Annotated in this window: 27 protein-coding genes; 5 read left to right on the forward strand and 22 right to left on the reverse strand. The window is 55.1% G+C overall.

All coding sequences use genetic code 11. The features are described from left to right. The 4 genes from GX030_09050 to GX030_09065 form a co-directional block, all read right to left on the reverse strand. A partial coding sequence (locus tag GX030_09050; protein NLV92520.1) for a M20 family metallopeptidase occupies positions 1-857 on the reverse strand: 857 nt, incomplete at its 3' end. A gap of 40 nt (positions 858-897) precedes the next feature. After that, positions 898-3,012 carry a DEAD/DEAH box helicase gene (locus GX030_09055; protein NLV92521.1) on the reverse strand — a complete coding sequence of 705 codons (2,115 nt, stop codon included), beginning with the start codon at positions 3,010-3,012 and terminating at the stop codon, positions 898-900. A 171-nt stretch (positions 3,013-3,183) separates the two neighbouring features. Next, positions 3,184-4,182: an aldose 1-epimerase gene (locus GX030_09060; GenBank protein ID NLV92522.1), complete on the reverse strand. Its 999-nt coding sequence runs from the start codon at positions 4,180-4,182 to the stop codon at positions 3,184-3,186. 57 nt (positions 4,183-4,239) lie between these two features. Next, a complete protein-coding gene (locus tag GX030_09065; protein ID NLV92523.1) occupies positions 4,240-4,980 on the reverse strand; it encodes an SIMPL domain-containing protein in 741 nt (246 codons plus the stop codon). A gap of 170 nt (positions 4,981-5,150) precedes the next feature. Here GX030_09065 and GX030_09070 point away from each other — a divergent pair, with 170 nt between their 5' ends. The 4 genes from GX030_09070 to GX030_09085 all read left to right on the forward strand — a co-directional run bounded on the left by GX030_09070 (position 5,151) and on the right by GX030_09085 (position 8,430). Next, complete coding sequence (locus tag GX030_09070) at positions 5,151-5,849, forward strand: DUF421 domain-containing protein (GenBank protein NLV92524.1); 699 nt, start codon at positions 5,151-5,153, stop codon at positions 5,847-5,849. Between the two features lie 68 nt (positions 5,850-5,917). Next, positions 5,918-6,226, forward strand: a complete 309-nt coding sequence (locus GX030_09075; protein ID NLV92525.1) for a DUF4363 family protein — start codon at positions 5,918-5,920, stop codon at positions 6,224-6,226. A gap of 108 nt (positions 6,227-6,334) precedes the next feature. Beyond that, positions 6,335-7,183: an aldo/keto reductase gene (locus GX030_09080; GenBank protein ID NLV92526.1), complete on the forward strand. Its 849-nt coding sequence runs from the start codon at positions 6,335-6,337 to the stop codon at positions 7,181-7,183. A gap of 107 nt (positions 7,184-7,290) precedes the next feature. Further along, on the forward strand, positions 7,291-8,430 hold the full coding sequence (locus tag GX030_09085; protein ID NLV92527.1) for a Gfo/Idh/MocA family oxidoreductase: 1,140 nt from the start codon (positions 7,291-7,293) through the stop codon (positions 8,428-8,430). 129 nt (positions 8,431-8,559) lie between these two features. Here the strand turns inward: GX030_09085 and GX030_09090 are convergent, their stop codons facing one another. The 12 genes from GX030_09090 to GX030_09145 all read right to left on the reverse strand — a co-directional run bounded on the left by GX030_09090 (position 8,560) and on the right by GX030_09145 (position 20,159). Continuing rightward, positions 8,560-9,288 (reverse strand): outer membrane beta-barrel protein, encoded by a 729-nt coding sequence (locus GX030_09090; protein ID NLV92528.1) that lies wholly within the window; start codon positions 9,286-9,288, stop codon positions 8,560-8,562. Positions 9,289-9,489: 201 nt separating this feature from the next. Further along, positions 9,490-10,140 (reverse strand): methyltransferase, encoded by a 651-nt coding sequence (locus tag GX030_09095; GenBank protein ID NLV92529.1) that lies wholly within the window; start codon positions 10,138-10,140, stop codon positions 9,490-9,492. A gap of 27 nt (positions 10,141-10,167) precedes the next feature. Beyond that, the gene (locus GX030_09100; GenBank protein NLV92530.1) at positions 10,168-11,217 is read right to left on the reverse strand and encodes an iron-containing alcohol dehydrogenase; all 1,050 of its coding nucleotides are present in this window, start codon (positions 11,215-11,217) and stop codon (positions 10,168-10,170) included. A 114-nt stretch (positions 11,218-11,331) separates the two neighbouring features. Next, the gene (locus tag GX030_09105) at positions 11,332-12,690 is read right to left on the reverse strand and encodes a flavin oxidoreductase/NADH oxidase (GenBank protein ID NLV92531.1); all 1,359 of its coding nucleotides are present in this window, start codon (positions 12,688-12,690) and stop codon (positions 11,332-11,334) included. 128 nt (positions 12,691-12,818) lie between these two features. Next, the gene (locus GX030_09110) at positions 12,819-14,129 is read right to left on the reverse strand and encodes an MFS transporter (GenBank protein NLV92532.1); all 1,311 of its coding nucleotides are present in this window, start codon (positions 14,127-14,129) and stop codon (positions 12,819-12,821) included. A 110-nt stretch (positions 14,130-14,239) separates the two neighbouring features. Next, positions 14,240-14,788: a methylated-DNA--[protein]-cysteine S-methyltransferase gene (locus GX030_09115; GenBank protein ID NLV92533.1), complete on the reverse strand. Its 549-nt coding sequence runs from the start codon at positions 14,786-14,788 to the stop codon at positions 14,240-14,242. Positions 14,789-14,896: 108 nt separating this feature from the next. Continuing rightward, complete coding sequence (locus GX030_09120) at positions 14,897-15,643, reverse strand: sugar phosphate isomerase/epimerase (GenBank protein ID NLV92534.1); 747 nt, start codon at positions 15,641-15,643, stop codon at positions 14,897-14,899. A gap of 22 nt (positions 15,644-15,665) precedes the next feature. Beyond that, positions 15,666-16,664 carry a Gfo/Idh/MocA family oxidoreductase gene (locus tag GX030_09125; protein ID NLV92535.1) on the reverse strand — a complete coding sequence of 333 codons (999 nt, stop codon included), beginning with the start codon at positions 16,662-16,664 and terminating at the stop codon, positions 15,666-15,668. Positions 16,665-16,778: 114 nt separating this feature from the next. Beyond that, on the reverse strand, positions 16,779-17,300 hold the full coding sequence (locus tag GX030_09130) for a nitroreductase family protein (protein ID NLV92536.1): 522 nt from the start codon (positions 17,298-17,300) through the stop codon (positions 16,779-16,781). 14 nt (positions 17,301-17,314) lie between these two features. Continuing rightward, positions 17,315-17,728: a VOC family protein gene (locus GX030_09135; protein ID NLV92537.1), complete on the reverse strand. Its 414-nt coding sequence runs from the start codon at positions 17,726-17,728 to the stop codon at positions 17,315-17,317. Positions 17,729-17,880: 152 nt separating this feature from the next. Further along, positions 17,881-18,873 (reverse strand): class I mannose-6-phosphate isomerase, encoded by a 993-nt coding sequence (locus GX030_09140; GenBank protein ID NLV92538.1) that lies wholly within the window; start codon positions 18,871-18,873, stop codon positions 17,881-17,883. A 41-nt stretch (positions 18,874-18,914) separates the two neighbouring features. Continuing rightward, positions 18,915-20,159, reverse strand: coding sequence for an MFS transporter (locus tag GX030_09145; protein NLV92539.1), 1,245 nt, complete (start codon positions 20,157-20,159; stop codon positions 18,915-18,917). Positions 20,160-20,334: 175 nt separating this feature from the next. On the opposite strand from GX030_09145, the gene GX030_09150 reads away from it, so the two are divergent. Next, complete coding sequence (locus GX030_09150) at positions 20,335-21,426, forward strand: uroporphyrinogen III decarboxylase (protein NLV92540.1); 1,092 nt, start codon at positions 20,335-20,337, stop codon at positions 21,424-21,426. A gap of 141 nt (positions 21,427-21,567) precedes the next feature. Here GX030_09150 and GX030_09155 read toward each other — a convergent pair whose 3' ends face one another. The 6 genes from GX030_09155 to GX030_09180 form a co-directional block, all read right to left on the reverse strand. Then, a complete protein-coding gene (locus GX030_09155) occupies positions 21,568-22,314 on the reverse strand; it encodes an N-acetylmannosamine-6-phosphate 2-epimerase (protein ID NLV92541.1) in 747 nt (248 codons plus the stop codon). An 11-nt stretch (positions 22,315-22,325) separates the two neighbouring features. Further along, positions 22,326-22,742 (reverse strand): flagellar export chaperone FliS, encoded by a 417-nt coding sequence (gene fliS, locus GX030_09160; protein NLV92542.1) that lies wholly within the window; start codon positions 22,740-22,742, stop codon positions 22,326-22,328. A 40-nt stretch (positions 22,743-22,782) separates the two neighbouring features. Further along, the gene (locus GX030_09165) at positions 22,783-23,154 is read right to left on the reverse strand and encodes a flagellar protein FlaG (GenBank protein NLV92543.1); all 372 of its coding nucleotides are present in this window, start codon (positions 23,152-23,154) and stop codon (positions 22,783-22,785) included. A 141-nt stretch (positions 23,155-23,295) separates the two neighbouring features. Continuing rightward, on the reverse strand, positions 23,296-24,483 hold the full coding sequence (locus GX030_09170; protein ID NLV92544.1) for an MFS transporter: 1,188 nt from the start codon (positions 24,481-24,483) through the stop codon (positions 23,296-23,298). Positions 24,484-24,578: 95 nt separating this feature from the next. Further along, complete coding sequence (locus GX030_09175; GenBank protein ID NLV92545.1) at positions 24,579-25,106, reverse strand: prepilin peptidase; 528 nt, start codon at positions 25,104-25,106, stop codon at positions 24,579-24,581. Between the two features lie 73 nt (positions 25,107-25,179). Beyond that, the gene (locus GX030_09180; protein ID NLV92546.1) at positions 25,180-26,598 is read right to left on the reverse strand and encodes a hypothetical protein; all 1,419 of its coding nucleotides are present in this window, start codon (positions 26,596-26,598) and stop codon (positions 25,180-25,182) included. Position 26,599 lies beyond the last annotated feature (1 nt).

A 26,599-nucleotide genomic window follows, 5' to 3' on the forward strand; every position in this document is an offset into this window, starting at 1 on the left:
AAGTTGTCGTTGGAGGGATCGAAATTGTGCCAGGTGACCTCGGTCCCACTCATCATTGCGGCGCCCTGGGCGATTCTTTTCACCTTGACCAGGATTTCATCGAGGATCCGGCGACGGGCCGAACGGAAGTAGCAGCGAGCAGCCGCCCGTTCCGGAACGACGTTGGGAGCTACTCCCCCTTCAGAGATGATGCCGTGGATGCGAACGTCATCGGGCAAATGCTCCCGCAGAGCGTTAATTCCATTGAAGAGGAAAATAGCGCCGTCCAGGGCGTTGATTCCCTTCTCTGGAGAGGATGCGGCATGGGCTGCCCGACCGGTAAAGACAAACTCCAAGGCATCCAGGGCATAGGAACTGCTTCCCACTTGGGTCACCGCGGAAGGGTGAAACATCATTGCGGCATCAACGCCGTCAAAGACTCCCGCATCCACCAGCTGCGCCTTGCCGGCATAGGTTTCTTCTCCTGGAGCCCCCACCACTAGAAGGGTACCGGGCAGCTCCGACATCAAAGGCGCCAAAGCCATCCCTGCGCCGACACTGGCGGTGCCAATTAGATTGTGACCACAGGCATGACCCAACTCCGGCAAAGCATCGTATTCACACAACAGCGCCACAACGGGCTTTGACTGGCTCCCCTGGATGCGGCCGACAAAGGAGGTCTCCAACTCCTTCGTACCGGGGGAGACAGAAAACCCTGCTTGGACTAGGGCATCGGTTAGTGCCTTGGCGGCACGCTTTTCCTGTAATCCCAGCTCAGGATGGGTGTGGATCTCCAGGGCGATATCCCAGAGCTGATCCGCAAGGGCCTCGATATTCTCCTGGGCCCGTTGTTTCAGTAAGGCAATCTTGTCTGTCAAGGGTTTCTCCTCCATCTCACTGGCTTTGCACAATATTGAACTATAACCTAATTTCTACCACATCACGGTCGAGCTTTTCAATGCAGCGAGACAGTTTGTCCGCCAGGGGCCTGTCCTGCTGACAGGCTCGGCGCAACTGACGCAACAGATCGATGGCCCGCCGGAAAGCGGAAATTAGGTCTCCCTCCGTCACCTGGGGTTCCATCTCCAGCAGCTCAGCAAAGTCCGCTCCCTGACTCCACAGGTAAGCCAACTCATGGAGATGGTTCTCCAAGGTGACAGTGACCTCTCCCAGGAGGGTGTTCTCCAGTCGCTGCAGACGCCGAGCGATTCGCTCTGGCTTGCGAAAATCCACCAGCTTGTAGGCTTTCGGCATCTCATTTCTCCGGGGCTCATAATCAATGCTCACCGCCAGAGCATTGATCTCATCTTCAGTGAAATCGTGAAAGACCCCGGCAAAGTACAGTTCGGTGACCAACAGCTCCTGAATATGCATGTTGGCCGCCATCTTACCCCGAGCTGTCAATTCCTGGCCGGAAACATAACGGAGGGCCTCCATGAGCTCCTTCTTCCGCTGAAATTGCTCATAGATGCGGTCATCGTTGGGCATCCGCACCAGCTTTCGCTGCACTCGCTTTCGAGCCCGTTTGATCCGCGCTATTCTCCTCTGTACCCGTTTATCCCTTCCTTCGTTACCGCCGGCTCCACCCCTGCTTACCTCCGCCAGCTCAGCAGTGAGTTCATCTAGTTTTGCCTGCAAAGCCGTCACTTCCGATTGGCTCTGATACACCAACAGGTTCTTCTTCAGTAACTCCCGAATTTCCCCATCGCTGTGATTTTGAATCATGTTCAACACGGAGTTATAGGAAAGCACAAACTGGCTTTGCACCGGCTCCAGTCTCGACTCATTGGGACGAATCAGCTCATTGGGGTCGAAGAAATCGAAGGCAACATTCACAAACACATATCCCTTGACATCGATCCCCCGGCGCCCGGCCCGCCCTGCCATTTGAAAGTACTCGTTATTGGTCAAAGCACGAAATCCCCGGCCATCGAACTTGCGATAGGATTCAAAGCAGACGGTGCGCACCGGGAAATTAACCCCGACGGCAAAGGTCTCGGTAGCATAGAGAACCTTCACCAGGCGGCGTTCAAAGAGTTCCTCCACAACTTCCTTCAGGGCCGGCAGCATCCCCGCATGATGGAAGGCAATCCCCTTGACCAGGCAATCCCGCAATCTTTCCACACTGATTAATCCCTGGACCGACAAACCCTCCAGGTGGCGCTCCATGGTGGCCTCTACTTCCGCCTTTTCCCCGGGAGTAAGATAGTCCTGTACCGCAGATAACTCCTGGGCCAACTGCTCCGTTCCCCGGCGACTGAAAACAAAAAACAGCACCGGCAGGTAGTCTGGACCCAGCTCCTTGAGCAGGCCGATATGGGGCGGGTTTTGCATTCGGGCTCGGCGTTGCTGCTGTCGCTCTTGGTAGGATAGCTGACCCAGGTCGTGGCGTTTATAGTACCGAACCACGGTCTTGCGGGAACAGATACCGGTCTCCGGCGAGTAGAAGCGATGCTCCAAGGGGACAACTCGGTCAAAGGCCTTGACCACCTTAATGGGCTCGGCCCGCAAAGTCCCCATCCACTGGGCCAACTGATCGGCGTTGGGCACCGTGGCGCTCAGCCCCAAGAACTGCATATGTTCCGGCATGAAAATCAGACTTTCCTCCCAGACAAAACCCCGCTCTTCATCGGCGATGTAATGGATCTCATCGAAGATCACATGGGCCACATCTTCCATGGAGTCATTGCTTTCCAGCAGCATGTTGCGGAAAATCTCCGTTGTCATCAACACAATCGGTGCCGATTCGTTGGTAACGACGTCACCGGTGACCAGGCCCACATTGGCCTCTCCCACCAAGGCCTTAAACTGCTTGTACTTCTGATTACTCAAAGCCTTGATGGGCGCAGTGTAGATCACCCGTGAACCGGCAGCAAAGTCCTTCTCAATAATATAATCGGCGATTAAGGTCTTTCCCGTCCCCGTCGGAGCCGATACAAACACTGACATCCCCTGGTCCAGATGGTAGATAGCCTCCCGTTGAAAGTCGTCTAGTTTTAAGCCATGGTAAGTATCGATCATCAGTTGCTCCACATTGAACTCCTCTCATTCGCGAAAATCTGTCTAGTGTATCACCAACCAATGCCTATCGCCCTTCGTATCTTCCCCCAAAAAGTATCCGCAAACAAGGAAGAAGCAGCCTACTGCCTGCTGCTTCTCCCCAAACTGCCTGTGATTTGAGTCACATGACTAAAGTCTTCGACATTAATCAAGCTGGTCGGTGATTTCCAGCCACATCTGGCCGCTAAAACTCTCGCCACCGGCCAGAGCAATCAGTCCCGTCTCTTCCCGGGGAAGATCGAGATTAGGAGCATTGGTGACCCAGGTATAGGGTTCGAGACAGACAAAGGGAGCATCGGGGGTTTTTCCAGTAAAGACTACCCAGTGTTTAAACTGGTCGTCGGCCCCGTAGAGCAGCTTCAGCCCACTGCCATGATCGACAAAGGTACAGACCGATTCTCCGTTGGTAAACTGCAGATCCGTATAGACATCATCCAATTGCACACTATCCAAGGCCTGGGGCTGCCTCAGGTCCACCTTCCCTTCCAAGGGCAATTTCTGCCCCGTGGGGATGCAGGTTTCCGTTAGCTCCCACCGCTGATTGGCCGGAACCTGTACGGTGCACTGGGACTTGTCACTGGCCGTCGTTAAGGGCACGTTGAAGTAGGGGTGAAATCCGATGCCAAAGGGCATCGTCTCTTCCCCAAGGTTCTCAGCCTCTACGGTGATATCCAGCCGATTGTCCCGCAGACAGTAGGTCATTCGCAGCTCAAAGTCATGGGGATAGGACTCCAGAATCTCGGGATGATCCTGGGAGCGAATGGCAGTGGTTACCCTTGCCCCGCCTTCCGTGGAAATCGAGCGTACCTGCCAGGGTAACTTGTTTACCAATCCGTGAATGTGGTTGATACCAGCCTCGTTGATCTCAAACTTGTATTCCCGACCCTCAAAGGTGAAGCGCCCAGCTTCGATGCGATTGGGAGGCATCAAAACGGGAAAACCCCAACCCACGGCCTTGGTGTGCAGATCAGCCATGGAATTGGGTTCATACAAAATCTTGACCTCTGGTTGAGCCATGCGCCAAGCGATGAGATTGCTGCCAAAGCCCGGCAGCAGAATCGCCGACATGCCGCTGGACCGATCCGTCAGTACCAGTGCTTCTTGACCATCAAAGGTGGTTTTCTCCACTTGATATGTACTCACCGTAACCCCTCCTTGGATGAGGGGCTCTCCCAGGGAGAGCCCGCTATTTTTCCGTTCTTACTGCACTGCAAACACCATTTCAACGCCAACCTTCACCGACACCTGGCCCGGCTGAAGGGGAGTATCCCCCAGGGCATCGGCCTTGGCGTAGGTGACATTGTGGTAGGGAGCGGTGCCGCTTTCCTTCAGGCTAACCAGCTCCACGATCTTCACTCCCGCGGCTTGGGCCAACACCTGTGCCTTGTGGGTGGCGTCCGCAACGGCAGCTTGCAAAGCGGCATCCCGAACGGACTCCGAACGCTGAATATCGTACTCTACACTGTTGACTCGGTTGGCACCGGCCATGATCGCGGCATCGATGACGGCTCCCAAGCCATCGGTGTCGGTGATGGTCACCACTACCTCGTTGTTAGCCCGATAACCAACCAGCTCCTGTTGACTGGTCCCGGGATCATACCGGCGCTCGGGATACAGGTAGAAATACTCGGTCTTGATGTTTTTCTGAGGGATACCCAGATCCCGCAGGGCTGTAATCACCTGCTCCATCACTTGATTGTTCTTATTTTGCGCCTCTACCGCTGAAGCACCCTCGGTCTCAACCCCCAAAGTGACCTTGGCCACATCGGGAGCCCCTTGGGACTCGCCCCAGCCCAACACCGTAATGGTAGTGGGTTTAGCTTGATTCTGCAGGGATGACGCTTCCTGGGCACTGCCAACGCCATCGGCGACGACTAGGCCGTAGGCACCCAGACCGATGGCTAGGCCAATCACCAGAATGCCAACTATTACTTTCCGCATTTGCTGCAACACTCCTTTCCCTGTCTTGATCCAGAACTTCGTGATCCCCTGATCCGGTTCCTGCATGGGACAGAATGGTCTTTTTGGGAAGCAGTGTATAACCTAGCTGGCCGAGAGGAAGGATAAAACTCACTGGGCTAGAGGAGAATTGCTAAAGTGGGGTGATTCCCTTGACTATTATCGCGGTCCGCTCCCTCATCCTGTATCTTTATATCATGTTCATCGTCCGCTTCATGGGCAAACGCCAAGTGGGGGAAATGCAGCCCTTTGAGCTGGTAGTGGCGATTCTAATCGCGGACCTAGCGGCGGTACCGATGGAGTCGCCGGAAATGCCCCTGATTCACGGCCTGATCCCCGTGGCCATCCTGGCCATCATGGAAATGACCATCTCCTACCTGTCCCTGCATCGGGAGGGCTTCCGTCGTCTGGTGACGGGCAGTCCCTCAATCATCATCATCAACGGCAAGATCTGTGAAGCAGAACTAAGGAAAATGCGGTACAATCTCAACGATTTGCTGGAACAGCTGCGGATCAAGGGATTCCACAATATCGAAGATGTCGAGTTTGCGATTTTAGAAACCAGCGGCCAGCTCAGTGTGATTCCCAAGTCCCAGAAGCGCCCCGTCACCCCAGAGGATCTGCAAATTCCCACGGAGTACGAAGGCTTATCCCATCCCCTCATTCTCGATGGTGTGGTACATAAAGGGAATCTGATCCGAACCAACTTGACGGAAGAATGGCTGCAAGAGCAGCTATCGCAACAGGGTTTTTCTAGTCCCAAGGACATCTTCTTTGCCAGTCTCAATTCCCAGGGACAGCTATTCCTACAGCCCCGAGATGCCGCTACCTCAGGGAGGGAGGCAAACTGAGAACGATCCTCTTCATCATCATCACCAGTGCCATCATCCTTGGCTTGGCCTGGTGGGAGCATTGGCATGTGACCACGACGACGGCAGATCTCATCAAGGAGATAAACGCTTTACAGAAGGTCATTGCCGCCGGGCACTGGGAAACTGCCAAGGTGCAGGCAGAGGCGATAACCTCCCGTTGGACCCGAATCGAACCCTTCTGGTCTCTGTTTTTCAACGACAATTATCTCCAGGACATTGAACTCAAACTGGCCGACCTAACCCAGCAGATCAAAGGGAAAAGTCACCTCAATGCCCAGATCAGTGCCACCAATCTCAAGGTGATGTTCACCCAGCTGTCCCGAGGGCAACACTTGACATTATCCAATCTCCTCTAGTGACGCCATACATTGCCGTTTGCTTCGGTCTAAACGGGGGTAGTGAATCGTAATGTAAGTAGGAAGATAATATTGGCAAGGAATAAAGCCAACACGGGGGGAGCGGGTTTGTTAGCAAAGCGAAGGCTTGGCAAAACCGGTGAAGAACTGTCTAAGATCGGCTTTGGGGGAATCATCGTCAAGGATACCACCAAGGAACAGGCCGCAGGGTATGTGAGGGAGGCAATTGAGCGGGGAGTCAATTATTTCGATGTTGCCCCAACCTATGGCAACGCCGAGGATATGTTGGGCCCGGCTTTAGAGCCCTACCGGCGGGATGTTTTCCTGGCCTGTAAGACCACGGAGAGAAGCCAGGCGGGAGCTTGGCAGGAGCTGCAAACCTCTCTAGAGAAAATGCGGACCGACTACTTCGATCTGTATCAACTCCATGCGGTAAACACCGCCGCGGATGTCCAGGAGGTATTGGGCCCCCGGGGTGCACTGGAAGCAGTGCTGCGGGCTCAAGAGGAGGGATTAGTGCGCTACATCGGTTTCTCCTCCCACTCGGAAAGCGCCGCTCTGCAGCTGATGGATGCCTTTGATTTCGACACGATTCTCTTTCCCATCAACTGGGCGTTGTATCTCAACGGGGACTTCGGCCCGGCAGTGCTGCAAAGGGCACAGGAAAAGAATATCGGGCGCCTGTGTCTCAAGGCACTGGCCAAATCCGCGCTGCCGCAAGGGGAAAGCACACCCTATCCCAACTGCTGGTACATTCCCATCGACGATGGGCACCTAGCGGACCTGGCCCTGCGCTTTACCCTGTCGCAACCGGTAACCGCGGCGATCCCACCGGGGGACATCCGTCTGTTCCGTCTCGCCCTGGATATTGCCGAGAACTTCACCCCCATTACCGAAGGAGAAGTTTCAGAGCTTGCAGAAAAAGGGAAGGGCGTTGATCTCATTTTCCACAAATGACGCAGTCCATCGCAAGTAACTACCTCAGGCCGTCGGGTTCTCCTAGACGGCCTTTGTGAATTACGGTAAGGGTATCATCACCAAGTTCTTTCTTAGGAGGTCTTACCATGAACGTAAGTTTGCGAATCTGCCTCGTTGGATATGGCGGAATCGGCAAAGTCCATGCCTATGGGTACCGCAATCTCCATCTGTACTATGACCTTCCCCGTCCACAGCTGGTGGGAGTGGTAGCCAGAACAGAGTCCAGTCGCCGGCAAGCAATAGCTGATCACGACTTTCTTTGGAGCCACGAGGATTACCAGGCAGCCATCATCGCCGAGGATGTGGATATCGTCGACTGTTGCGCTCCAAATCATCTCCATTACCCCATAGCCAAGTTGGCCCTGGACTCCCGCAAGGCCATCTACTGTGAAAAGCCCTTGGCCCTAACCCTGACGGAGGCCGCGGAGCTAGCCCAGCAGGCCCAAAATTCCGGGGTACCCCACCAGATTGCCTTCAACTACCGCTTTGTTCCCGCGGTATTGACGGCCCGGGAACTGGTTCGCCAGGGCAAGTTAGGAAAGATTGTCCAATTTCGGGGTGCCTATTACCACAGTGGGTACTGGGATCGAAACCGCCCCCTAACCTGGCGCATGCAGAAGGAATTCTCGGGAGGAGGGGCCCTTTACGACCTGGGATCCCACATTATCGACATGATTCGATTTGTCACCGGCGACGAGTACAGCTCGGTGTCCGCAACTTTACATACAGAAATCAAGACCAGACCCCTGCCTGAGGGCGGGGTGGGAGAAGTGGACGTCGATGATGTGGCGATCCTCCAAGTAAAGACCCACTCCGGTGCCCTGGGCACCATTGAAGCCTCCCGGCTGGCCACGGGAACGGAGGACGATCTCAGCTTTGAAATCTACGGCGAGAAGGGAGCACTTCGGTTCCACCTGATGGAGCCCAATTGGCTGGATTGGTTCGATGGAGCTCAGCCCGGAGCACCCCTCAGCCAGGCAAAGGGCTTTACCCGTTTGGCCGCCAGCAGCCGCTATCCCAAACCGGCTAAGTTCCCCGCCGGCCGCTCACCAATGGGATGGCTGCAAACCCATGTCGCCAGTCAGGCGGACTTCATCCAAAGATGCCTGGGACAAGAAGCTTTGGGAGCAACCTTTGTCGATGGGCTGCAGGTCCAAAGGGTACTGACGGCAGCCCAAGAGTCCGATGCCACCCGGGCTTGGGTTGCTGTAGATTCGCTGTCCTAAAAAGCTTTCAACCGCTGAAGAAGGCATCGGACTTAAGAACAACCGACAACACTGGCATCGCGGGATGGCATCTCTTTGGATACCACTAACGAAGAAGCCGCCGGGAATCAACCGGCGGCTGATGTATTCTTAGAATCTAAAGACTGCTCCCAGGTACAGGCCCGAGTAACTGAAGTCGACGGGATACCCATCGAAGTCCACGTCAAAGCTCTGGCACCGATACCCACCGGTGATTTCAAAGGCGCCCAAGTGATATCCCAATCCGATATCAAAGGCTGTGAAGGTGATATCGACTTCTTCGCCGTCGAAGGCTTCACCGGTGATGAAAGGCGAATATTTCACTTCACCCTTCAGGGTAATTCCCTGAGCTATCGGCAGCTCACCGGAAGCGGTAAGATACAACCCGGAGAAGTCTAGGACATCCTCTGAGTAGCTAGCGTCCATAGGTACTACTGCATAGGGGCCATAGTCCCCTGACCCTTCAGTGACACGATCATCCATTGCTCCTGTCAGGTAGCCGGCACCCACCTTAACTCCTGGAGCAACTAGATAGTCTGCTCCAAACTGCAGCCAGCCTAATTCCAGCGCTGAGTCTGAAAGCTCATAACCATCGGCTGTGAAATTATCGGTCTCCCCAAAACTGTAGGAAAGATTAACTCCAATCCTTTCTGTAGCCCTCAGTTCACCCTTGATGGTAGTCAGGTTGCCCGATGCTTCGGCAGACAATCCCTCTTCTTCGATTTCAGCGGTAGCAAACCACCGATCAACACCCACACTCACTGTCTGAGCTGCAGCCCCAATCGCCAGTGTACACATTAACAAAACCACCAACCCTACACTCAAGACTGCCTTTTTCACCCAAACCCCTCCCCATAATCTCCACTAATCTAAACGCCTTGTACACTCTTGCTGTTCTGACACTCCAGTATACTCCTCAAAGGATCCACCTAGAACAACTTCCGTTCTCGATTGATGAAGATAAAAAAAGCCGCCGGATCTTCGGCGACTTCTTCTCCACTTCAACTTCCTGGGTGTTTGTCTAGGGGCAAGGGGTAAGGGTTACATACGCCTGCCTCGTCTGCTCATCGCTCTTGCTTGACGCTTAGCATGCTTCCTGGTGGTTTTAGTTTGCACCGGGTGAGGTCTGTTAACCCCTTCCCTGCGCCTTTGCGCTGCCATTACCCAGTATCCATCCTGGGCGATGACCTTAACACCACCAAAAACACTGCGCAGCTTGTTCTCATACCACTTCCGGCGCTTGACAACAAGATACATCCAGCCCTCCGGCTCCAGGTGGGAGTATCCCGATTCTATAAACTCCTTCGCGACGGAAAAGTCGGTATGATAGGGTGGGTTAGACAGAATAAGAGTAAACTTGCGTCCGGCTAAATTGGCGAAACCATCACTTTCCAAGACTTCTATTTCCGTATCACCCTCTGACCAATCAAGGGCGGCAACGTTGGCGGCAGCCACTTGCACCGCCACCGGGTCCACGTCCACCATCGTCACTTGCCGGGGACGGTAGGCCTTGGCCAGAGCCAAACCGACCACTCCATAGCCACAGCCCAAGTCCAGCACCCGATCCTCGTGACTGACCGAGACGGTCTCCAGCATTGCTCTAGTGCCGGCATCCAGACCACGGGGCGAAAAGAGCCGCTCATCGGTGGTCAAAGATAGCTTTATCCCTAGCACGTCAACGGCAATCTTCACTCCATCACCCACCCACTGCAAAGGGATCTATCGACAGCTGGCAGAGAGAATCTGGCGCAGATCCTCTTCCGTCGGCTGGCCCTGGGAGAAGGAGATGTTTCTGGTCTTCATCGCCTTCTGCGCGTATTGGCCAATCTCAGCCTCCGACAGCTCCAGTTTTGTCTCCAATAATTGATCCATCAGGGCAATAAACCCATCGACGGAACCTAGACCCAACCAGCCTAGGACCTTCTCCACCCTATCCGGTGTGCTCTGGGCGGTAAATCTCAGGTACTCTCCCATCAGCACCCCGTTGGCATGACCATGGGGAAGCCCGTGGTAGTAGGTCAGAGAGTACCCCAGGGCGTGGACCAGGGTGGTTCCTGTATGGGAAATGGTGAAGCCCCCGAGGGTAGAGGCTACCAACAGCTTGTCCCGCACCTCGGCGGAAAACTCCCGGGCCTTGAGCGCGGGAATACACTGGGCCCACAGCTCAATTCCCCTCTGCGCCAACAAACTGCTAAAGTCCGTCGCCCGCAGAGACAGATATCCTTCCACCAAATGAGACAGGGCATCGACCCCGGTATTAATGGTTACCGATACCGGCAATCCCATAGTGTAACGGTAGTCGAGAAAAGCAATCACAGGAAATACCTCGGGAACGGAAAAGGAGCGCTTCGTTTCCTGCTTTGGATCGGTGAGGATGGAATAGGGCGTCACCTCACTCCCGGTCCCGGCGGTTGTCGGGATTGCAACAATCGGTAAGGGGCGCTGAGCAAATTGATTGCTAAACAACTCATCGGCGGGAATATCATTGACCGCCAAGGTGGCTATGGCCTTAGCAGCGTCTAAGGGAGAGCCTCCCCCAATGGCGATGATAAAATCCGGCTGATACTCCCGGGCCCTATTGCCCCCCGCGGTGACATTGGCCAGGGATGGATTGGGTTCTACCTCGGTGAAGGCTTCGTATTCGATCCCCGCGTCGGTCAAGACCGCCACGACATCATCCCAAGCACCACTGAGTTTGGCGGAGGATCTGCCCGTTACCAACAGGGCCTTCTTACCTAAACGGGACACCAGTTGTGCATTGTCACGCACACAGTTCTCTCCATGGATCACCTGGGTTGGTAAGAAAAAGCTGTATTGCACAATCCATCGCTCCTTCGTAGGATTTTCCGCTGTCGGTTCAGCCACTCCTAGGTTCTATCTCGGTTACGAATCAGAACTTTCCAAACCCGCTCGAAGAATAGGCACGTACACTTCACTGTCGCGAATGGGACATCCCGCCTGTCCCCCCAGACGCATAATCTGGGTACACTTGGAACAGGTGATGCAGACCTTCCTTGGGTCCAACTGACCCCTTTCCATCAAGTCCTTGGCAAAATCCGGGTAAGCAAAGCCCAGGCGACCCACTGCGATGATGGAGGCCCAGCCCTGCTTTACCGCCGCGGCCCCGGCGTTGGGGAAGAACTGCCGCAACCAGCTGTATCCACTGGCCTGGATGAGAACCTCCGGCACCGCCCTTTGGATCTCCTTAGTGATCTGCACCAGGCGATTGACCCCCACCAGAGGATGCTCCGGAGGTACATCGGCCCCGGGCAGAGGCTGATCATAGGGGCGATTGATATGGGGCGTGTAATAGGGGTTGCCGGCGGTGACGTTAATCAGGCCGACGCCACGGCGGGCCAACTCCTGCACCAGCCAAAGGGGTTCATCCAAACATACTTCGGTACTGCCCTCTTCCGGTTTAACCCCCCAACCATAGGGATAGGGATGGCCGTCGTAGACATTAAGACGGGTGGTGATGATCAGGCTATCACCCACGGCATCCCGGACTCGGTCCACTAACTCGAGGAAAAAGCGAGTCCGATTCTCCAAACTTCCCCCATACTTACCGGGTCTGATATGGGCAGCCAATAATTCTGAGGTTAAATACCGATGACAATGCTTCAAGTCCACAGCATCAAAACCCACATCCCGGGCCAGCTTAGCTGCAGCCACAAACTCATCCAATAGCTGGTCCAACTGATCATCGGTAATAGGCTCCTGCTGCGGTGTCACTCCCGTTACCGGATCCAAGAGTGGGTCCCGAAAGGCGATCACAGGGGCCCGCTCACCTTGGGGCCGGCTGTAACGGCCGGAATGGGTTAGCTGGAGGACCGTCAAGGGACGAAAATCTTCGCCGAGGGAATCTTGGGCCGCCGCCAGGGTCGAATCCACCAGCTCCCGAAAGGCTGGGGCACTACCGGGGTGCAGATACAACTGGCGGGGATTAGCCCTGCCCTCGGGAACCACCGCCGTGGCCTCAAACCAGATTAGGCCAGCGCCACCCCTGGCGAATCTCTGGTAACGACGAAAGGTCAGTTCGCCGGGGGCGCCATCGGCAGTGCCATCACACCCCTCCATGGGATTAACGGCCAGGCGATTGGGAATGGTGCGTCCCTCCAACTCTAATGGGGACAACAAGGTCTCCACATCTTCACTAAACTGCAGTTCCAGGCCGAGGGCATCGACATCTTGGCGAAGCTCATCCAGGGAGCGATACCGAAACCGCTGATGCTTATTCTCCACCTCACAGGGCACAACCCTTCCACCGTTGGAGCGGTACAAAGGCTGCGCCTCCCCTCCTTTCAAAGTTTGCCTTCCCCTTTGACGACGCCTCAGGACCCAGAGGCTGACTGACAAAATCTACCGGCATCTCAAAGGGATTCCACCATCGACTCCGTCGACAGCGCCTCCGCTGCCGGCACTGCCATTCTTTGCATCTTCTCTACCTTCAGCATGCGAGTAATCATCGCTACTCCCAGAAACATAATCGCCGAGGAAAGGACAAAGCCAACGCTGGTGCCAACACCTATGGTTTGCACCACCGCGGTTCCCGCCAAGGGTCCCAAGGCCGCGGCTAGATTGGCCGTGGCGCTGTTGAGCACGGTATAGTCGGAGAGATGTTCCTCGGGAGCGATCTCCATCACAATACTAAACTGACACAGGAAGTATCCCGCGGAAAAGATCTGTCCAAAAATGTTGGCTACCGCCAACATCCAGGGCGAGGAGAAAAAGGTCCAGATCAAAGGTGAGATTACGGAACCTAAGGTGGTCACTAACAATAACCGGAAGTATCCCCACCGCTGAATAATGCGACCTCCAAAAAAATGACCGAAAAGGGCTGCGGCACTGCCAACGGTGGAAAGCAGACCAATTACCCCATTACTCAAACCCAGTTCCTCAACTTGGCGAACGGGGTACAGGGGCCAACCGAAACTCAAACCAAAGTGAAAGATCAAAATCCCGGCACAATAAAAGGCAAAGAGCTTGCCCTTCTCCCGATGGGAGAATACCCGCTTAATCCGTCCCTGGAAAGAAATGGGCGCCGGCGGATCTCCGGGAATAATCTCAATGGGCTCCCGCTGCTTCATGACATAGTACTGGGACACCATCACCGCGATAAAAGAGACGAAGAAAACACCGCTAAAGGCGGTAAGAAAGGGAACCCGCTCCAGTACCTGCCCCGCGATAAAGGTGGATACTAGGGCCACTAACCCTCCGGCGGTGTTCCGATTGCCAAAGAATCGCCCCCGCTCCTCTTCGGGAACAATGGTGCTCATCATTGGAGTCCAAGCTACCGATGCCATTGACCACGGGATGTAGATCAATCCCCACATCAACAGCAGCGCCGTTGGCCTGATCTCTGCAGGCAACAGGGGAATCAGGGCCACAACCAGGAAAAGGCTGCGATAGGTAAAGTTCAGTTTGTTGATCAGCGGTAGCCTGGGAACATATCGCTCCACCAAGGAAGCAGCCAGAAGAACCGACAACAAACTGACGAAGGGGGGAAGCGACGTGATCCCACCCACCATCCCCTTGGTTCCGCCAAGACGCAGCATGTAGACACCCATATAGGGAATGGTAGCTCCCATCATGACGTTGAACCACATTCCGTCGAGGAAGGAGAACCGGGTATTTCTCCGCAGCAATCGCCGCTGCAACTTCTTGTTTACTACCACTGCCATGAACTTCACTCCTCAAACATATACAGCCTCGAAAAGGCTAGAACATACCTATATTAGTATACAGAACCAAGACGCCCTTGAGGAGTTGAACTTGCATCGGCAACAATTTATTAACCCCGGCTAAAGTTCCCCGCCCCTTCTCTCCGCTCTTCCAGGTGAAGCAAAGCCCGCTTCAGCTCCAGCCCACCACCAAAGCCCACTAAGCGGCCATCCCGTCCCACCACCCGATGACAGGGAATGAACACCAGCAGGGGATTGCGGTTACAGGCTCCCCCCACTGCCCGAGCTGCTTGGGGCCGTCCGATACTCCGAGCAACCTCACCGTAACTTCTCGTCTCACCATAGGGAATTTCCTGCAAGGCCTGCCAAGTAGCCCGTTGAAAGTCCGTTCCGGTGACATCCATCGGCACCTCAAACCGCTGCCGGACCCCGGCAAAGTACTGCGCCAATTGCTGGATATACTCCTCCAACGGATCCGCTGCAGGGACCAGTTCACAGTCGGGATACCGACGCTGCAGCTGGAACAAGAACTCCTGCTCATAGATGGCCACCTGACTAGAGCAAAGCCCCCGCTGGGTGGCAGCTAGATAGAATCTCCATTGGTGAAATTCAGCCACGGTCCAATGAATTGGGCTAAGGACTAAGTTATCACTACTCATAGAAATTCAGATCCTTATCGGAGTCTGCCAGCAGAGGGTTTAACAAAAGAGAGCTGACGGCCGCAAACAGCCCGCTCTCTTTTTACAGACTCTCGTTAGATATTTAGACTATTTACCCATTCGCCGCAGATTCTCCAGGCTGAGTTTGGCACTTTCCAGTGGTGGACGCTGACAGATATCCTGTTCAACTATGTACCACTCTACGCCGTTAGCCTCAGCAGCGGCAAAGATCGGCTCCAGATCGATAATTCCCTCGCCTACCTCGGCAAAGGACCGGTTCTCATCGTCGGCCATGTCCTTGAGGTGAACGATGGGTACTCGACCGGAGTACTTCTCAATGTAAGCGGCGGGATCCTCGCCGGCCCGAGTCACCCAGTAGATGTCTAATTCAGCCTGTATCAGGTCTGAACCCAAAGTACTGAAGAGGTAATCAAGTACATATTGTCCGTCGATCTTCTCAAACTCAAAGTCGTGGTTGTGGTACAGTAGCTGAATTCCATTTTCCTTGAGGCGAGGAGCTATTTTCGCCAGAGATTGGGCAATGGCCGGCCAATCATTTCTTCGCTCCTCAACGACATAGGGGCAAGATACGAACTTGCTCTCCAAGGTCTGATGATACTCAATTACTCGGTCGAGGTCCGACTCCAACATCTCCAGGGGGACGTGGGCTCCGGCGGCCTTCAGGCCGAGGTCATCGAGTACCTTCTTCAACTCCGTAGGTGTCAGGTCACCGTAGCCGGCAAACTCGACACCGTCGTAGCCAAGCTCAGCTACCTTTTCTAGAGTTCCGACAAAGTCCTCCTGCAGCAGGTCTCTCACTGTAAAGAGTTGGAGTCCAATCGGTGTCTTCGCCACAATACCACCTCAATTTTAGAGATTATAGATCCGCTAACTTCACCCAAGTTCCAGTTTCATGGGCCTGATAGGCAGCGACCATCAGCTGGGTCAGGGCAATACCATCCTCTACGCCAAAGTCGATGGGAGCGTCGTTGCGAATGCCCTCGATCCACTGCTCCATGGGGCTGACTCCCGGTTGTGGTAGACGACTGGGAACGATCCAGCCGGAAATGCCGCCCTCGCCGGAGCTGTTGGTGGCAAAGGTAATGGTCTGGTTGGGACCTTGAATCAACAGGCTGCCCTCGGTACCATAAATCTCCAGGGAGAAGGGAGACTGGCTGGAGACAAATCCCGTCTCTTGGATAGCGATACATCCGTCCTCATACTTCATGAAGGTGACCGCGTTGTCCTCGACTTCCTTACCGGTGACAAAGGTCAAGGCTGCATTGACGCTCTCGGGCATTCCCAGCAACCAGCGGGTCAGATACATTCCGTGGGCACCGAGGTCCATCAAAGCGCCACCGCCACAGGCTACAGGATCATAGAAGTGGGGAGGCAGCCAACCGGCACTGGCACCGTTGTGGGCGTTACGGATGCGCAGCAAAGTAACTTGTCCCAAAACTCCGCTGTCCAGTACCTGCTTCGCGAAGATCATGCGAGGCATCACTTGATGGGGATAAGAAATCGCAAACTTGACACCGGCTTCCTTGACCGCCTCGGCGATAGCTTCACAATCCTCGACGGTAAGGGCCAATACCTTCTCGGTGAAGATATGCTTGCCGGCCTTGGCCGCCTTCACGATCACTTCCCGGTGCATGTTGGTGGGAGTATCGACGATGACGCCATCGATGTCATCGACAGCTAGCAGCTCATCGAGATCAGCATAGAAGGGAACTCCCAATTCTTCGGCCCAGGCTTCACCGCGACTGGGCTCCTCGTCCCAAATTGCTGCCACCTCTACTCCCGGGATACTATTGGCCTGTCTAGCATATCCCTTTGCGTGTACGTGCCAACCACTTAACATCGCTACTTTAATCACTTTTACATACCCTCCTGAATAGCTCTCTTGGGAATGTCCGGGAAGTTTTCTTCCCAGCATCCCTGATATGTTATCCCTAATGGATACCATCAACTGAAGCAATTACTACAAAAACTACTCGATTACTTGCACAAGATCGTCTAGATTTTTCCGTGGTCTGGCCTTAGGTTCACCCTGGGGCACTCCGACGGGAATCAGGGTTAGGGGCCGATGGTTGGATGGTAAGTTCAAAGCCGCGGCCACCCTTTCCTCCGAGAAGGCTCCTACCCAAGTGGTGCCCAATCCATAGGCCGTCGCGGTCAATAGTATGTTCTGAGCAGCGGCCGCTGCATCCTGGATACAGTACAACTCCCGGCCTCGGTCGCCGTACCTGGCCGCAGACACCTCGGGATCGACACAGACCACAATGACAACCGGTGCATCCATTAGGAAGCGTTGCCCCAGAGCAGCCTCAACCAACTGCTCCTTGATCTCCAGATTCTTAACCACGTAGAAAAACCACGGCTGTTGATTCCCGGCACTGGGGGCCAAGACTGCCGACTCCAGCAGCCTGGCGATGGTAGCATCGTCAACCTCTCCGCCTAATTGGCGGATACTCCGTCGTTCCTCAATACATGCGATAACATCCTTAGTCAACTTGCCCCACCCTCCTAAAACCGGCTGTGGCGGCGTTGCATGGAATCCGGCATAATCTGCATCAGCTCAATGGGCACCCCATCGGGGTCTTTGATCCAATACTGCCAATTTCCATCCGCCCCCATAGTGGGTTCACCAACGTCAAGGCCCTTGGCTGCCAAGTGAGCCAAGGTGGCCTGCATATCATCCACCTGCAAACAGAGGTGGGTGAACCCAATACTGGAACCGGTGATCTCATTAGCATCCTTTCCCCCAGGAAAGAGTTCGATGAACACATCCTTGCTGATCTGCAAGTACACCAGCCACACACTGCCATCGTCACGGGTCAGTTCAAAGGCCTTCCGCAACCCCAACACTTCTGTGTAAAACCGAAGGGACTCTGCCAAATCGCTACACCGAATTGCCACATGCCCGATTCCACTAATCACGGGAAACGCCCCCTACCTAAGAGTTGCTTACCAAAACTAACCATACTCGCCTGTTAACTTCTCGTTTCCTCTACAGGTTCCTGCTTTCTCCCCTTCTTTCCCCGGCTTGCTCCTTTGGGGCGAAACTGGAAGAGCCAAGCAGACTGCGGCAGTTATTCCTGGGTTGGCACAAAGGTGCGCAGCCACAGGCCGGCACCCTCGATGGTCAGATCCTTGACGGCTGCGGGGACTAGGACACTGGTTCCCGAGCGCAATTTCACCTCTTCCCCACCGCCGGACATGGTGCACTGGCCATCGATGAGGACAAAGATCTCCATCCGATTCTCCGGCTCCACCCGCCACTGACCCTTCAACTCGATTCCTTCGATGACGTACTTATCATTGGCATCCAGCAGAGAGCGTTGATACTGGGAAGTAGTCTCGATCAGGGCGCTGTCGCCCTTGACCCTTTCCTCCGGTGCCGGTACCACCTGCTGGAAATCGATTACCTCCAGGGCCTGCTTCACGTGGAGCTCGCGAGGTTGGCCATCATCCCCCAAGCGATTCCAATCATACACCCGATACACCGTGTCGGAGTTCTGCTGAATCTCCGCCACCACCACTCCCCTGCCCAGGGCGTGTAAGGTGCCGGCAGGCACAGAGTAGACTTCACCCACCTGAACTTCCACCAGCTGCAGGAGCTCCTCCACCGTGCCCTTGGCGATGGCCTCGGCGAACTGTTCCCGGGTGGTGCCGGGCTTTGTCCCGTAGACGATCTTGGCTCCCGGCTGGGTGGCCAGTACGATCCAAGTCTCGGTTTTGCCCAGTTCACCCTGGGCATATTGGCGGGCATAGTCATCATCGGGGTGAACCTGAACGGACAGCCAATCGTTGCAGTCCAGCAATTTCACCAACAGCGGGAATTGCCCATCGTCACCCAGGGGAGTATCCCCCATGATCTCTCGGCGGCGGTTCTGAATCAGATCCGCCAATTTTGTCCCAGCCAAGGGGCCGTTGCTCACCACCGATTGCCCATGGGAATGGGCGGCAATCTCCCAACTCTCCCCTACCCTTCGGGAGGGAAGCTTGCGGTCAAACAAAGCTTCCAGGGCGTCGCCGCCCCAGATCTTTTCTTTGTATATCGGTTCAAACAGTAATGGATACAACGCTAGCACCTCCGAGGTATCTACTAGCTTTAGTTAATTTGTTACCTTTTCAGGGTCTTATAAACGGCAATTCCCGCCGCAGCCATCCCCGCCAACAGCAGGCCGCTGCTGGCCATGGCCGGGCGCATGCCGATTAAATCAACTAATACTCCAATCAGTCCCGGGACCAACATGCTACCCAGGGCACCGGCGCCAACTAAGAGACCACTAACTGCCCCCATGTTCCCGGGGAAAAGAGTGCCGGCAACGGCCAATCCCGTGGGGAATATACTGGCCAGGAAGAACCCCGTACTGGTGAATCCCACCGCGGAGAGCCATCCCGTGGGAGCTAGGACCGCGACTAGAATGGAGACAAAGGAACCCAGGGATCCAAACAACAGGGTACGACCATAGCCCAATTGTTCCACCATCACACCCATCAACAGCCGACCCACCAAGATTCCGGCACTGAACATGGACACCGTCAGTGAGGCTTCCATCGTGGAGAAGGCAAAGATTTCACCGAGATAGCTGTTAGCCCATCCGGAAACAGTCCCCGAGATCCCGTTGTGCAAGAACATAATCGACGCCACCAGGAGAAAGGTCGGGTGGTTGATAAACTGCAGCAAGGCCTGCTGTAGAGAGGCTTGCGACTGACCTTGCCCTGACTCCTCCGACGGATCAGGCTCGGCGCCCAGATAATACTCCCTGGGATAGGGGAAGGGCAAGAATATGGCCACCAACCCCAGAGCCGCTACCCCTACTATGCCAAAAACCTGGGACCAACTACCCCCGGAGTTGAGCACCCACCCGGCCATCAACGGACCAACGAAGGCTCCCACCCCATACCACACATGTAAGAAGTTCAAGGCCCGCCCGGGATTTTTCCGATGCATATCCGTCATGATTACGTTGGCAACACCATCGATTAGTCCCTGGCCCACCCCGGTAATGGTCGCCAGCACCAGGATCCAGTTCCATGAGGGCACCCAGATCGATAGGAACAAAGTCGCGGCAATGAAGAAACCACCGCTGACCACCACCACCTTACGACCATAGAGATCGGTAATCAACCCACCGGCAATAACGGATACCAAGTAACCCAGACCCCGCGCCGTGAAGATTACAGCAACCGCCGACGGGGTCAACGAGAAATCCCTGACGAAAAAGGGAATTAAGGGGCCGAGGGTATTAATCACCAGGCCCACAATCCACAGGTCGTAACAAGCTCCCACTGTAAAGAGATTGCGAACCCACCGCGGAGGCTGTACCCGATGCTCCCGGGCCGTTACCGACATCTTAGCCATATGACTTCACCTTTTCCTTTAGTTGTAAATCCATCTTCGCTAAGATTCATTCCACGCTGCCGTTAGTTCAACCTCCTCCCAGGGAAAAGCTCACAGAATAACAGGAAACAAGGGATTCTAGGCGAACCAATTATTCAGCCTATTTTGGGATATTTCGATAAAAGGTTGGGTTGTCATGGAATACAAACTAGATTGGAGCAAGTTTTGGCGGGACAATGCCGAGAGTCTGCAAAGGCCCTTTTCCACCGACAAACCTATGGTACCGGTGAGTCTGTCAATGGATGACCATTGGCTCTTTGGCGAAATGCAGATTCCCTCCACCGTCCGCTACTTCAAGGATCTGGACTACCGCGAGGAAATCCACAAACTCTGTAACGATCGCATTGAAGCAGAATTAGGTTATCGTCACTTTCCCGAAGTTATTCCCCGCAAGAGTGTAAAACGGCTGGAGGAGGTCTTTGAGAGTCGCCAGGAGCTCACTGAAGGGGGAACCCCTTGGCTGGAGTCTGACGTCAAAGACATCGATGATGTCAAGGCCCTGTTAGAGCGGGTAAAGAAACTTAATTTGAAGGACTTTGTCTTCCCTGAGGGCTGGGCCCAGAGTGCCCAGGAGTATGAAGAGCGGGCCGGATCCCCCCTCCGCCTGGGTGCCGGCAACCGTGGTCCCATTACCATGGCTACATCCATCCTGGGAACCATGCCCTTCCTCACCTTTACCATGGACTATCCAGAAGTGATGGATGATTTCTTCAAGCTACTAACGGAGAAGTTAGTGGAGTACATTAGGCTGTTGCGGGAAGAAACCGGCGTTCCCGACACCGGCTATTGGATTACTGACGACAACTGCTGTCTGGTCTCCCCTGAGCAATATGACCGTTGGGGAGCACCGATGTTGGCCGCCGCCTTCAGGGAATTTGCTCCAGAACCGGAGCACCGTCGCCACCATCACTCTGACAGTGATATGGCCCATCATATGCCCACCCTCAATCGCCTAGGAGTAAATGAGGTGAATCTTGGGCCCAATATCGATGCCCGGGATATTCGGGCGGCAATGCCCAGGGCTGTTATCTTCGGACAGATTCCACCGATGCTGTTGCGTAACGGGTCTGAAGAGGAGATTATCGCCGCGGTTCGCTCCGATATCGATAAGGTGGGAGCCGATGGCGGTCTGGTGATTGCCACCGCCGGCAGCGTATCTGAAGGAACCAGCCTTCGGAATATCAAGACGATGCTCTACGCGGTGGACCAGTACGGACGCTACAAGTAGACGCCTGAGATGATGAAATAATCCTATCGGTCTGGTGAACCGGCTGAAAAGCTGAGGCGACGGAGCCCTTCCTCCGTCGCCTCAGCCGTTTTCTCGATCCTGTTACCAGTTCTCTCCTGTCCACATTGCCCTTGCTCTTGATCAACCCCGGGACTTCATCGCCTGGACAAATCGGCGAGTGATATCCTGGGGCCGGGTAATTGCAGTGCCAACGACAACGGCCAATACCCCCAGATCCAGGGCTGTGACCACCTGCTCCGGTGTCCAAAATCCTCCCTCAGCAATCACCGGCACCGACAAAGACTTCGTCAATTGCTCAATCAAGGGAAAGTCTGGCTCAGAACCATAGCTCCCTTCTTTGAAGGCGAAGGTGGTGGCCACCAGGTCCACACCCAACTCTTCAGCGTCTTTTCCTTCGTCGACGGTGGCGATATCGGCCATCACCAGAAGGTCCAGCTCCTCCTTGATCCGGGGGATCAGCTGGGCCAGGTCCTCACCAAAGGGCCGATTGTGCCGGCAATCAACGGCCACGATATCGGCTCCCGCCTGAGCCACCCGACGGGCGGCGGCAAAGTCGGGAGTAATGCACAGCCTGCCCTGAGCATCCTCCTGCTTTTCAATCCCAATCACCGGCAGCTGTGTGGTCTCCTTAATAACGGCAATATCCTGGGCTCCATTGGCCCGGATTCCTGCTGCCCCACCGATCTTGGCGGCCCAAGCCATTCCAGCCATCAGCCAGGGACCATGCAAGGGCTCATGCTCCAGGGCCTGGCAAGACACGATCAATCCGCCTACTAGTGACGTTAACACCGACAACAGCAATGACCTCCTATCCCCATGCCATAGGATGAAAAAGACCCGCTGCGATATCTCTTGCAGCGGGGGCATCCCGTCAATACCTATTTGGCTATGTTTAGTCCCTCGATTGCCGGGGCAGTCCGACTCTGCGGGTCCTTGCCCAAGGCCTCCCAGGTATCCCGCAACTCCTCTAACATTCCAATCACTTCATCGACAGGCTCTACTTCCTTCTGGATATTAGCCTGCACCAACCGCTGATCCATGTAGTCATACAACTGCCCCAGACTATCGGCAATTTCCCCACCGGCCTCCCGATTCAGGGAGAGACTCAACTCGGTAATGATGTCCTGGGCCTTAATCAAGGCACGATGAGCAGGCTCCACCTGCTTCTCCTCTAACGCAACTCGAGCTTGCTTCAGGAAGGTAATCGCGCCGTTGTAGAGCAGAATGATCAGCTCTAGACCCGAAGCTGTCGTGATTTGAGTCTGCCGATACGCTTGATAGGGATTGGGTTTCATCTATCTGCACTCCTTAGCCCCTGTTTACACCAAACAAACATTAGGCTCTCTCATCGATAAACAATCCGATTAACTGATCAATCCTCCGGGATACCTCCAAAGCCGCCTCCGGCGGAATCTGTCGGATCACCTCTTGGGTTCTGGTATCAATGACTTTCACCAGGAGTTGCTCCATCTCATGATCCAGTTCAAAACTCAGCCGCTTGTGGAAGGTATCCGCGGTCTCGTTGAGTCTTTTAATGACTTCCCGCACCTTGTCCAGATCTAGATAATACTCTGGATGCTCCAAATTCTCCCCGTTGACCTCTTCTGCCCGTTTTTCCGAGGCAGCCATCGTCTTACTGCGTTCGCTAATCGGTGAAACTGATGTCATGCGAGCTAATGGCTCAACTCCAACTCTAGTAACCTCCATGTAAGTCATCCCTCGCTTTGTCCGGCGCAGCCCTCCCGTTGCCGACGCCTCAGTATCTTTGCGAACTGAACAGTTCTCACCAAGACTCTGTTACTACCATCGGCAAGAAGGAGGGTTTCCTTGAACCAAAATCGAGGCTAACTAGGCTCCCACGGAGGGGTGATGGGCAAACCGCTGGGCCCGAAGCAGGTACAGGGTCAATCCCGCCGCAACGAGGCCGATGATGCCCACGGTGACAAACCCGCCGGTCAGTCCCAGACTATCACCGATGGCCCCAACTAGAACGGGACCTCCAAACATCCCTAGGGAATAGATTGACTGGAAAAAGCCCATGGCGGTGGCCCGCTTCGAATTATCAATATAGCGAATGCTGAGGCCCATCAGGAGCGGGAAAATCACACCTCTCCCGAAGCCTGCCAATGCCTGGGTTACAAACAGACCCGTTACCGTCTGGCAGAAGGGAATCATCAGCGTGAAAACCGATACCAGCAAAAATCCTGCCGCCACCACCCGCTGGGTGCCAAACCGCTGGGCCCAGTCTCCGCTTTTGAGGGAGGTAATCGCCGCCGGCAACAGCTGCACCAAAGACAAAATGCTCAGCTGGCTCTTCGACGCCCCAATTCCCATGGCATAAACGGGTGTAAAGCCGTGCAAAGTAGAGAAATTCAGCACCTGTACCAAAATCGCTAAGAAGGCTGCGCTTAACAGTATTCTATCGCTGCCAACTTGCAGAAGCTCCTTAACCTCGATGGGCTGAGATTGGGCCTCCCGATTTTCCCGAATTCCGGCACTGAGAACCAGACCCACCATACCTACCAAACCACCGATGACAAAGGGAGCGGTCCATCCCAAATAATCCGCGGCAAATCCACCAAAGGTGGTGGCCACCATTTGCCCGATGGAGGAATAGAAGGTGATTACCCCCATCGCCCTTGGAGCCTCCTCCGGCGAAAAGTAGCTGGAATACAACACCGTAAAGGCTACCCAGGTGGCCGCCGCGGCTCCCGCTAAGGAACGACAAACCAGGACCAACCAGGGATTGTTAACCAGGCCCATACCCACGGAGCTGATCACTCCCAGGGCCACACCGATACTGACAAAAATTTTACGCCGTCGCAACCGGTCGGAATAGATCCCCAGGGGAATTCGCAGCAGCATCTGGGTAAAGCCATAGGATCCCACCACTAGGCCCACCATTTTCAGTGAACCCCCCAGATGTTCCACATAGGGGCCGAGAATCGGAGCGTACATGTAAATTGAGCACCAATATAAGATGGTAACGGCGTAGATTAGCTTGATCTTCCTGTCCCTGCGCAAGTCACTGGTCAACTCTGATATCCTCCCCATATTTTCACTGAATCACAATCGGTGGGTTGTCTCCACCAACATCCTCTACTTACACACCGGACCCGGCTTTTCCTTGGCTACGGCCAGGGAAGGCCAAAATCTAGCCCGAAATCTCCCAGCACCACTAGGATTGCTCCTGCCGCCAAGAAGGGCCCATAGGGAATGGTGTCCCGCCGCTGCTTTCGCTTGGTTACCAACAACCAACCCCCCGCCAGACCTCCCAGCAAGGTCCCCAAGAGCAAGGCCGTCAGCGTCTGGCGCCAGCCTAGGAAGGCTCCGATGAGGCCCATCAGCTTGACATCGCCCCAACCGATGCCGCCCCGAGACACTGCCGCCAAGGTCCCCATGATGGTAACCGCCAAACTCCAGCCTCCCAGTCCACTCCAGAAAGAGGCTGTCAGCCACCAGCGGCAGGCCAGTCCCACCACCGTTCCCGAGAGGGTGAGGCGATTGGGCAGCAGACCGGTGCGCAGATCCTCCAGCGACAATACCACCAGCCACGACAGCAACAGGGCATAGATGGCTGCCGCCGGTGTCATCCCATACCGCCACCGAACTGCCAACCACAACCCACAGTGCAACACCGCCACCGTCCACCGAGTCATTAAGGCACCTCCACCACTCTGGGGACACAGCCGGAGTGAACCCTGGAGCTATATAGTTTTTCACATTGGGGGGTCATTGTCCTGCCCCAGGGCTGCTAAGGAAGAAGCGAAGGCCTAGCTGCCAGTTCCAGGCATCTTCCTGACCAGGACGCTGATACCAGCGGGAATAGATGTCCATTGTGGGCCAAACCTGCAGACGAGCAACCACAACATGAAGGGGATGGTCGGAAGAAAGCCTGTCCACTGTGTATCCCAGGCTGAGGGCTTGGCCCTGCAGCTCAACTCCGGCACTCCAGCGGCTGCCATCAAACTCCATCGAGGAATCCCGATACCAAAGGGGCAACCAGGTCGCCACCAGATAGACGCTTTCTGCGACTTCGGTGCGATCGGTAAGGCCCAACCACCAAGCGGTTTCCTCCCTGCGGGTTACGCCAGCAGTGAGCTGCAATTGATCCTGCAGCCCAGTATGCAATTGCACCTGGGACAATCCCCTTGTCCGGTGGGAAATCCGCAGTTGGTTGTTGTCTCCTAAGAAAGCGGTTAGAGACCAAGCCTTAGCGCCATCGCCGGTGTCAAAGCCCATCTCTACCGCTGCCAGCTCCCGAGAAGGAGACGATGCAGGCTCCTGCAAAAGAGCCTGTAACCCTTGGAGATCACCGGCAAGCCTCACATCGGAAGGGACCGATGGTCTGCCCTGGGATTGAACAGGATGCATCTCAGCGGTGAGATAGCAGAGAAAAACCTCCCTTGAGTTATCACCTTGTCGGGAGGTTAGCCCATCCTGAGCACGCAAGGAGGCAAGATCTAACAGGGCCACCGCCGTGGGTTGTCCCAGAGGCAGCTTGACTTCAGTGATCAGGCTGGCTTTCTGGCCGGAGAGATCCCGAGCCACCAGCTTCATTGAGGTCAATAGGCCATCTAGGGTAACCTGGGTCGGTGTGAGGGTGATGCCCAGTTCCCCCTCTCCCTCCCTTCGACCTAGGCCCAATTGCCGGTGATTGATGGATACCGGCGTGCCAACCACCGTGGACATCCAAGCGGAATGGGTGGTGGTTCCAGTTTCAAAACCTTCTACTAGCTCTTCAGGAACTTTCAAGATGACGGCGGAACCCACCTCCACCGGCAGAGGAAGGGGAAGGCTAAGCCGACGATAATCTCTCTCATCGACGCGAAGAAATTCGAGGGTAAAGCGAACAACGGCCACAGCCCTGGGATCCATCTCCCCGGCGACTAGGGCATCAATTTGCTCCAGCAGCGGTCCGGGCCCCGTCACCAGGATCAGCCCTGACCCGTGGTCCCATGAGACTTCCACGGGATATTCCGCCACTTGAGCCAAGACCCAGGCAAACTTGCCTCCTGGCACCCGATACACCGCGGTCTGGTGGTTGAGACCTTCGCGCTGCATAGATACTTCCGAGGCCTCGACCCAACCTGGACCCACCCCTAAGAGTCCAACCAACAAGAGAATCGTCCACAACCGCCAATATCCCATA

The organism is Bacillota bacterium (genome assembly GCA_012727955.1).
GTDB lineage: Bacteria > Bacillota > Limnochordia > DTU087 > JAAYGB01 > JAAYGB01.

Excerpts from the sequence above, each read along its gene's own strand:
- GX030_09065 (NLV92523.1), bottom strand. The coding sequence starts at position 4,980 with ATGCGGAAAGTAATAGTTGGCATTCTGGTGATTGGCCTAGCCATCGGT.
- GX030_09085 (NLV92527.1), top strand. The coding sequence starts at position 7,291 with ATGAACGTAAGTTTGCGAATCTGCCTCGTTGGATATGGCGGAATCGGC.
- GX030_09110 (NLV92532.1), bottom strand. The coding sequence starts at position 14,129 with ATGGCAGTGGTAGTAAACAAGAAGTTGCAGCGGCGATTGCTGCGGAGA.
- GX030_09115 (NLV92533.1), bottom strand. The coding sequence starts at position 14,788 with ATGAGTAGTGATAACTTAGTCCTTAGCCCAATTCATTGGACCGTGGCT.
- GX030_09145 (NLV92539.1), bottom strand. The coding sequence starts at position 20,159 with ATGGCTAAGATGTCGGTAACGGCCCGGGAGCATCGGGTACAGCCTCCG.
- GX030_09150 (NLV92540.1), top strand. The coding sequence starts at position 20,335 with ATGGAATACAAACTAGATTGGAGCAAGTTTTGGCGGGACAATGCCGAG.
- GX030_09155 (NLV92541.1), bottom strand. The coding sequence starts at position 22,314 with ATGCCCCCGCTGCAAGAGATATCGCAGCGGGTCTTTTTCATCCTATGG.
- fliS (NLV92542.1), bottom strand. The coding sequence starts at position 22,742 with ATGAAACCCAATCCCTATCAAGCGTATCGGCAGACTCAAATCACGACA.
- GX030_09165 (NLV92543.1), bottom strand. The coding sequence starts at position 23,154 with ATGGAGGTTACTAGAGTTGGAGTTGAGCCATTAGCTCGCATGACATCA.
- GX030_09175 (NLV92545.1), bottom strand. The coding sequence starts at position 25,106 with ATGACTCGGTGGACGGTGGCGGTGTTGCACTGTGGGTTGTGGTTGGCA.
- GX030_09180 (NLV92546.1), bottom strand. The coding sequence starts at position 26,598 with ATGGGATATTGGCGGTTGTGGACGATTCTCTTGTTGGTTGGACTCTTA.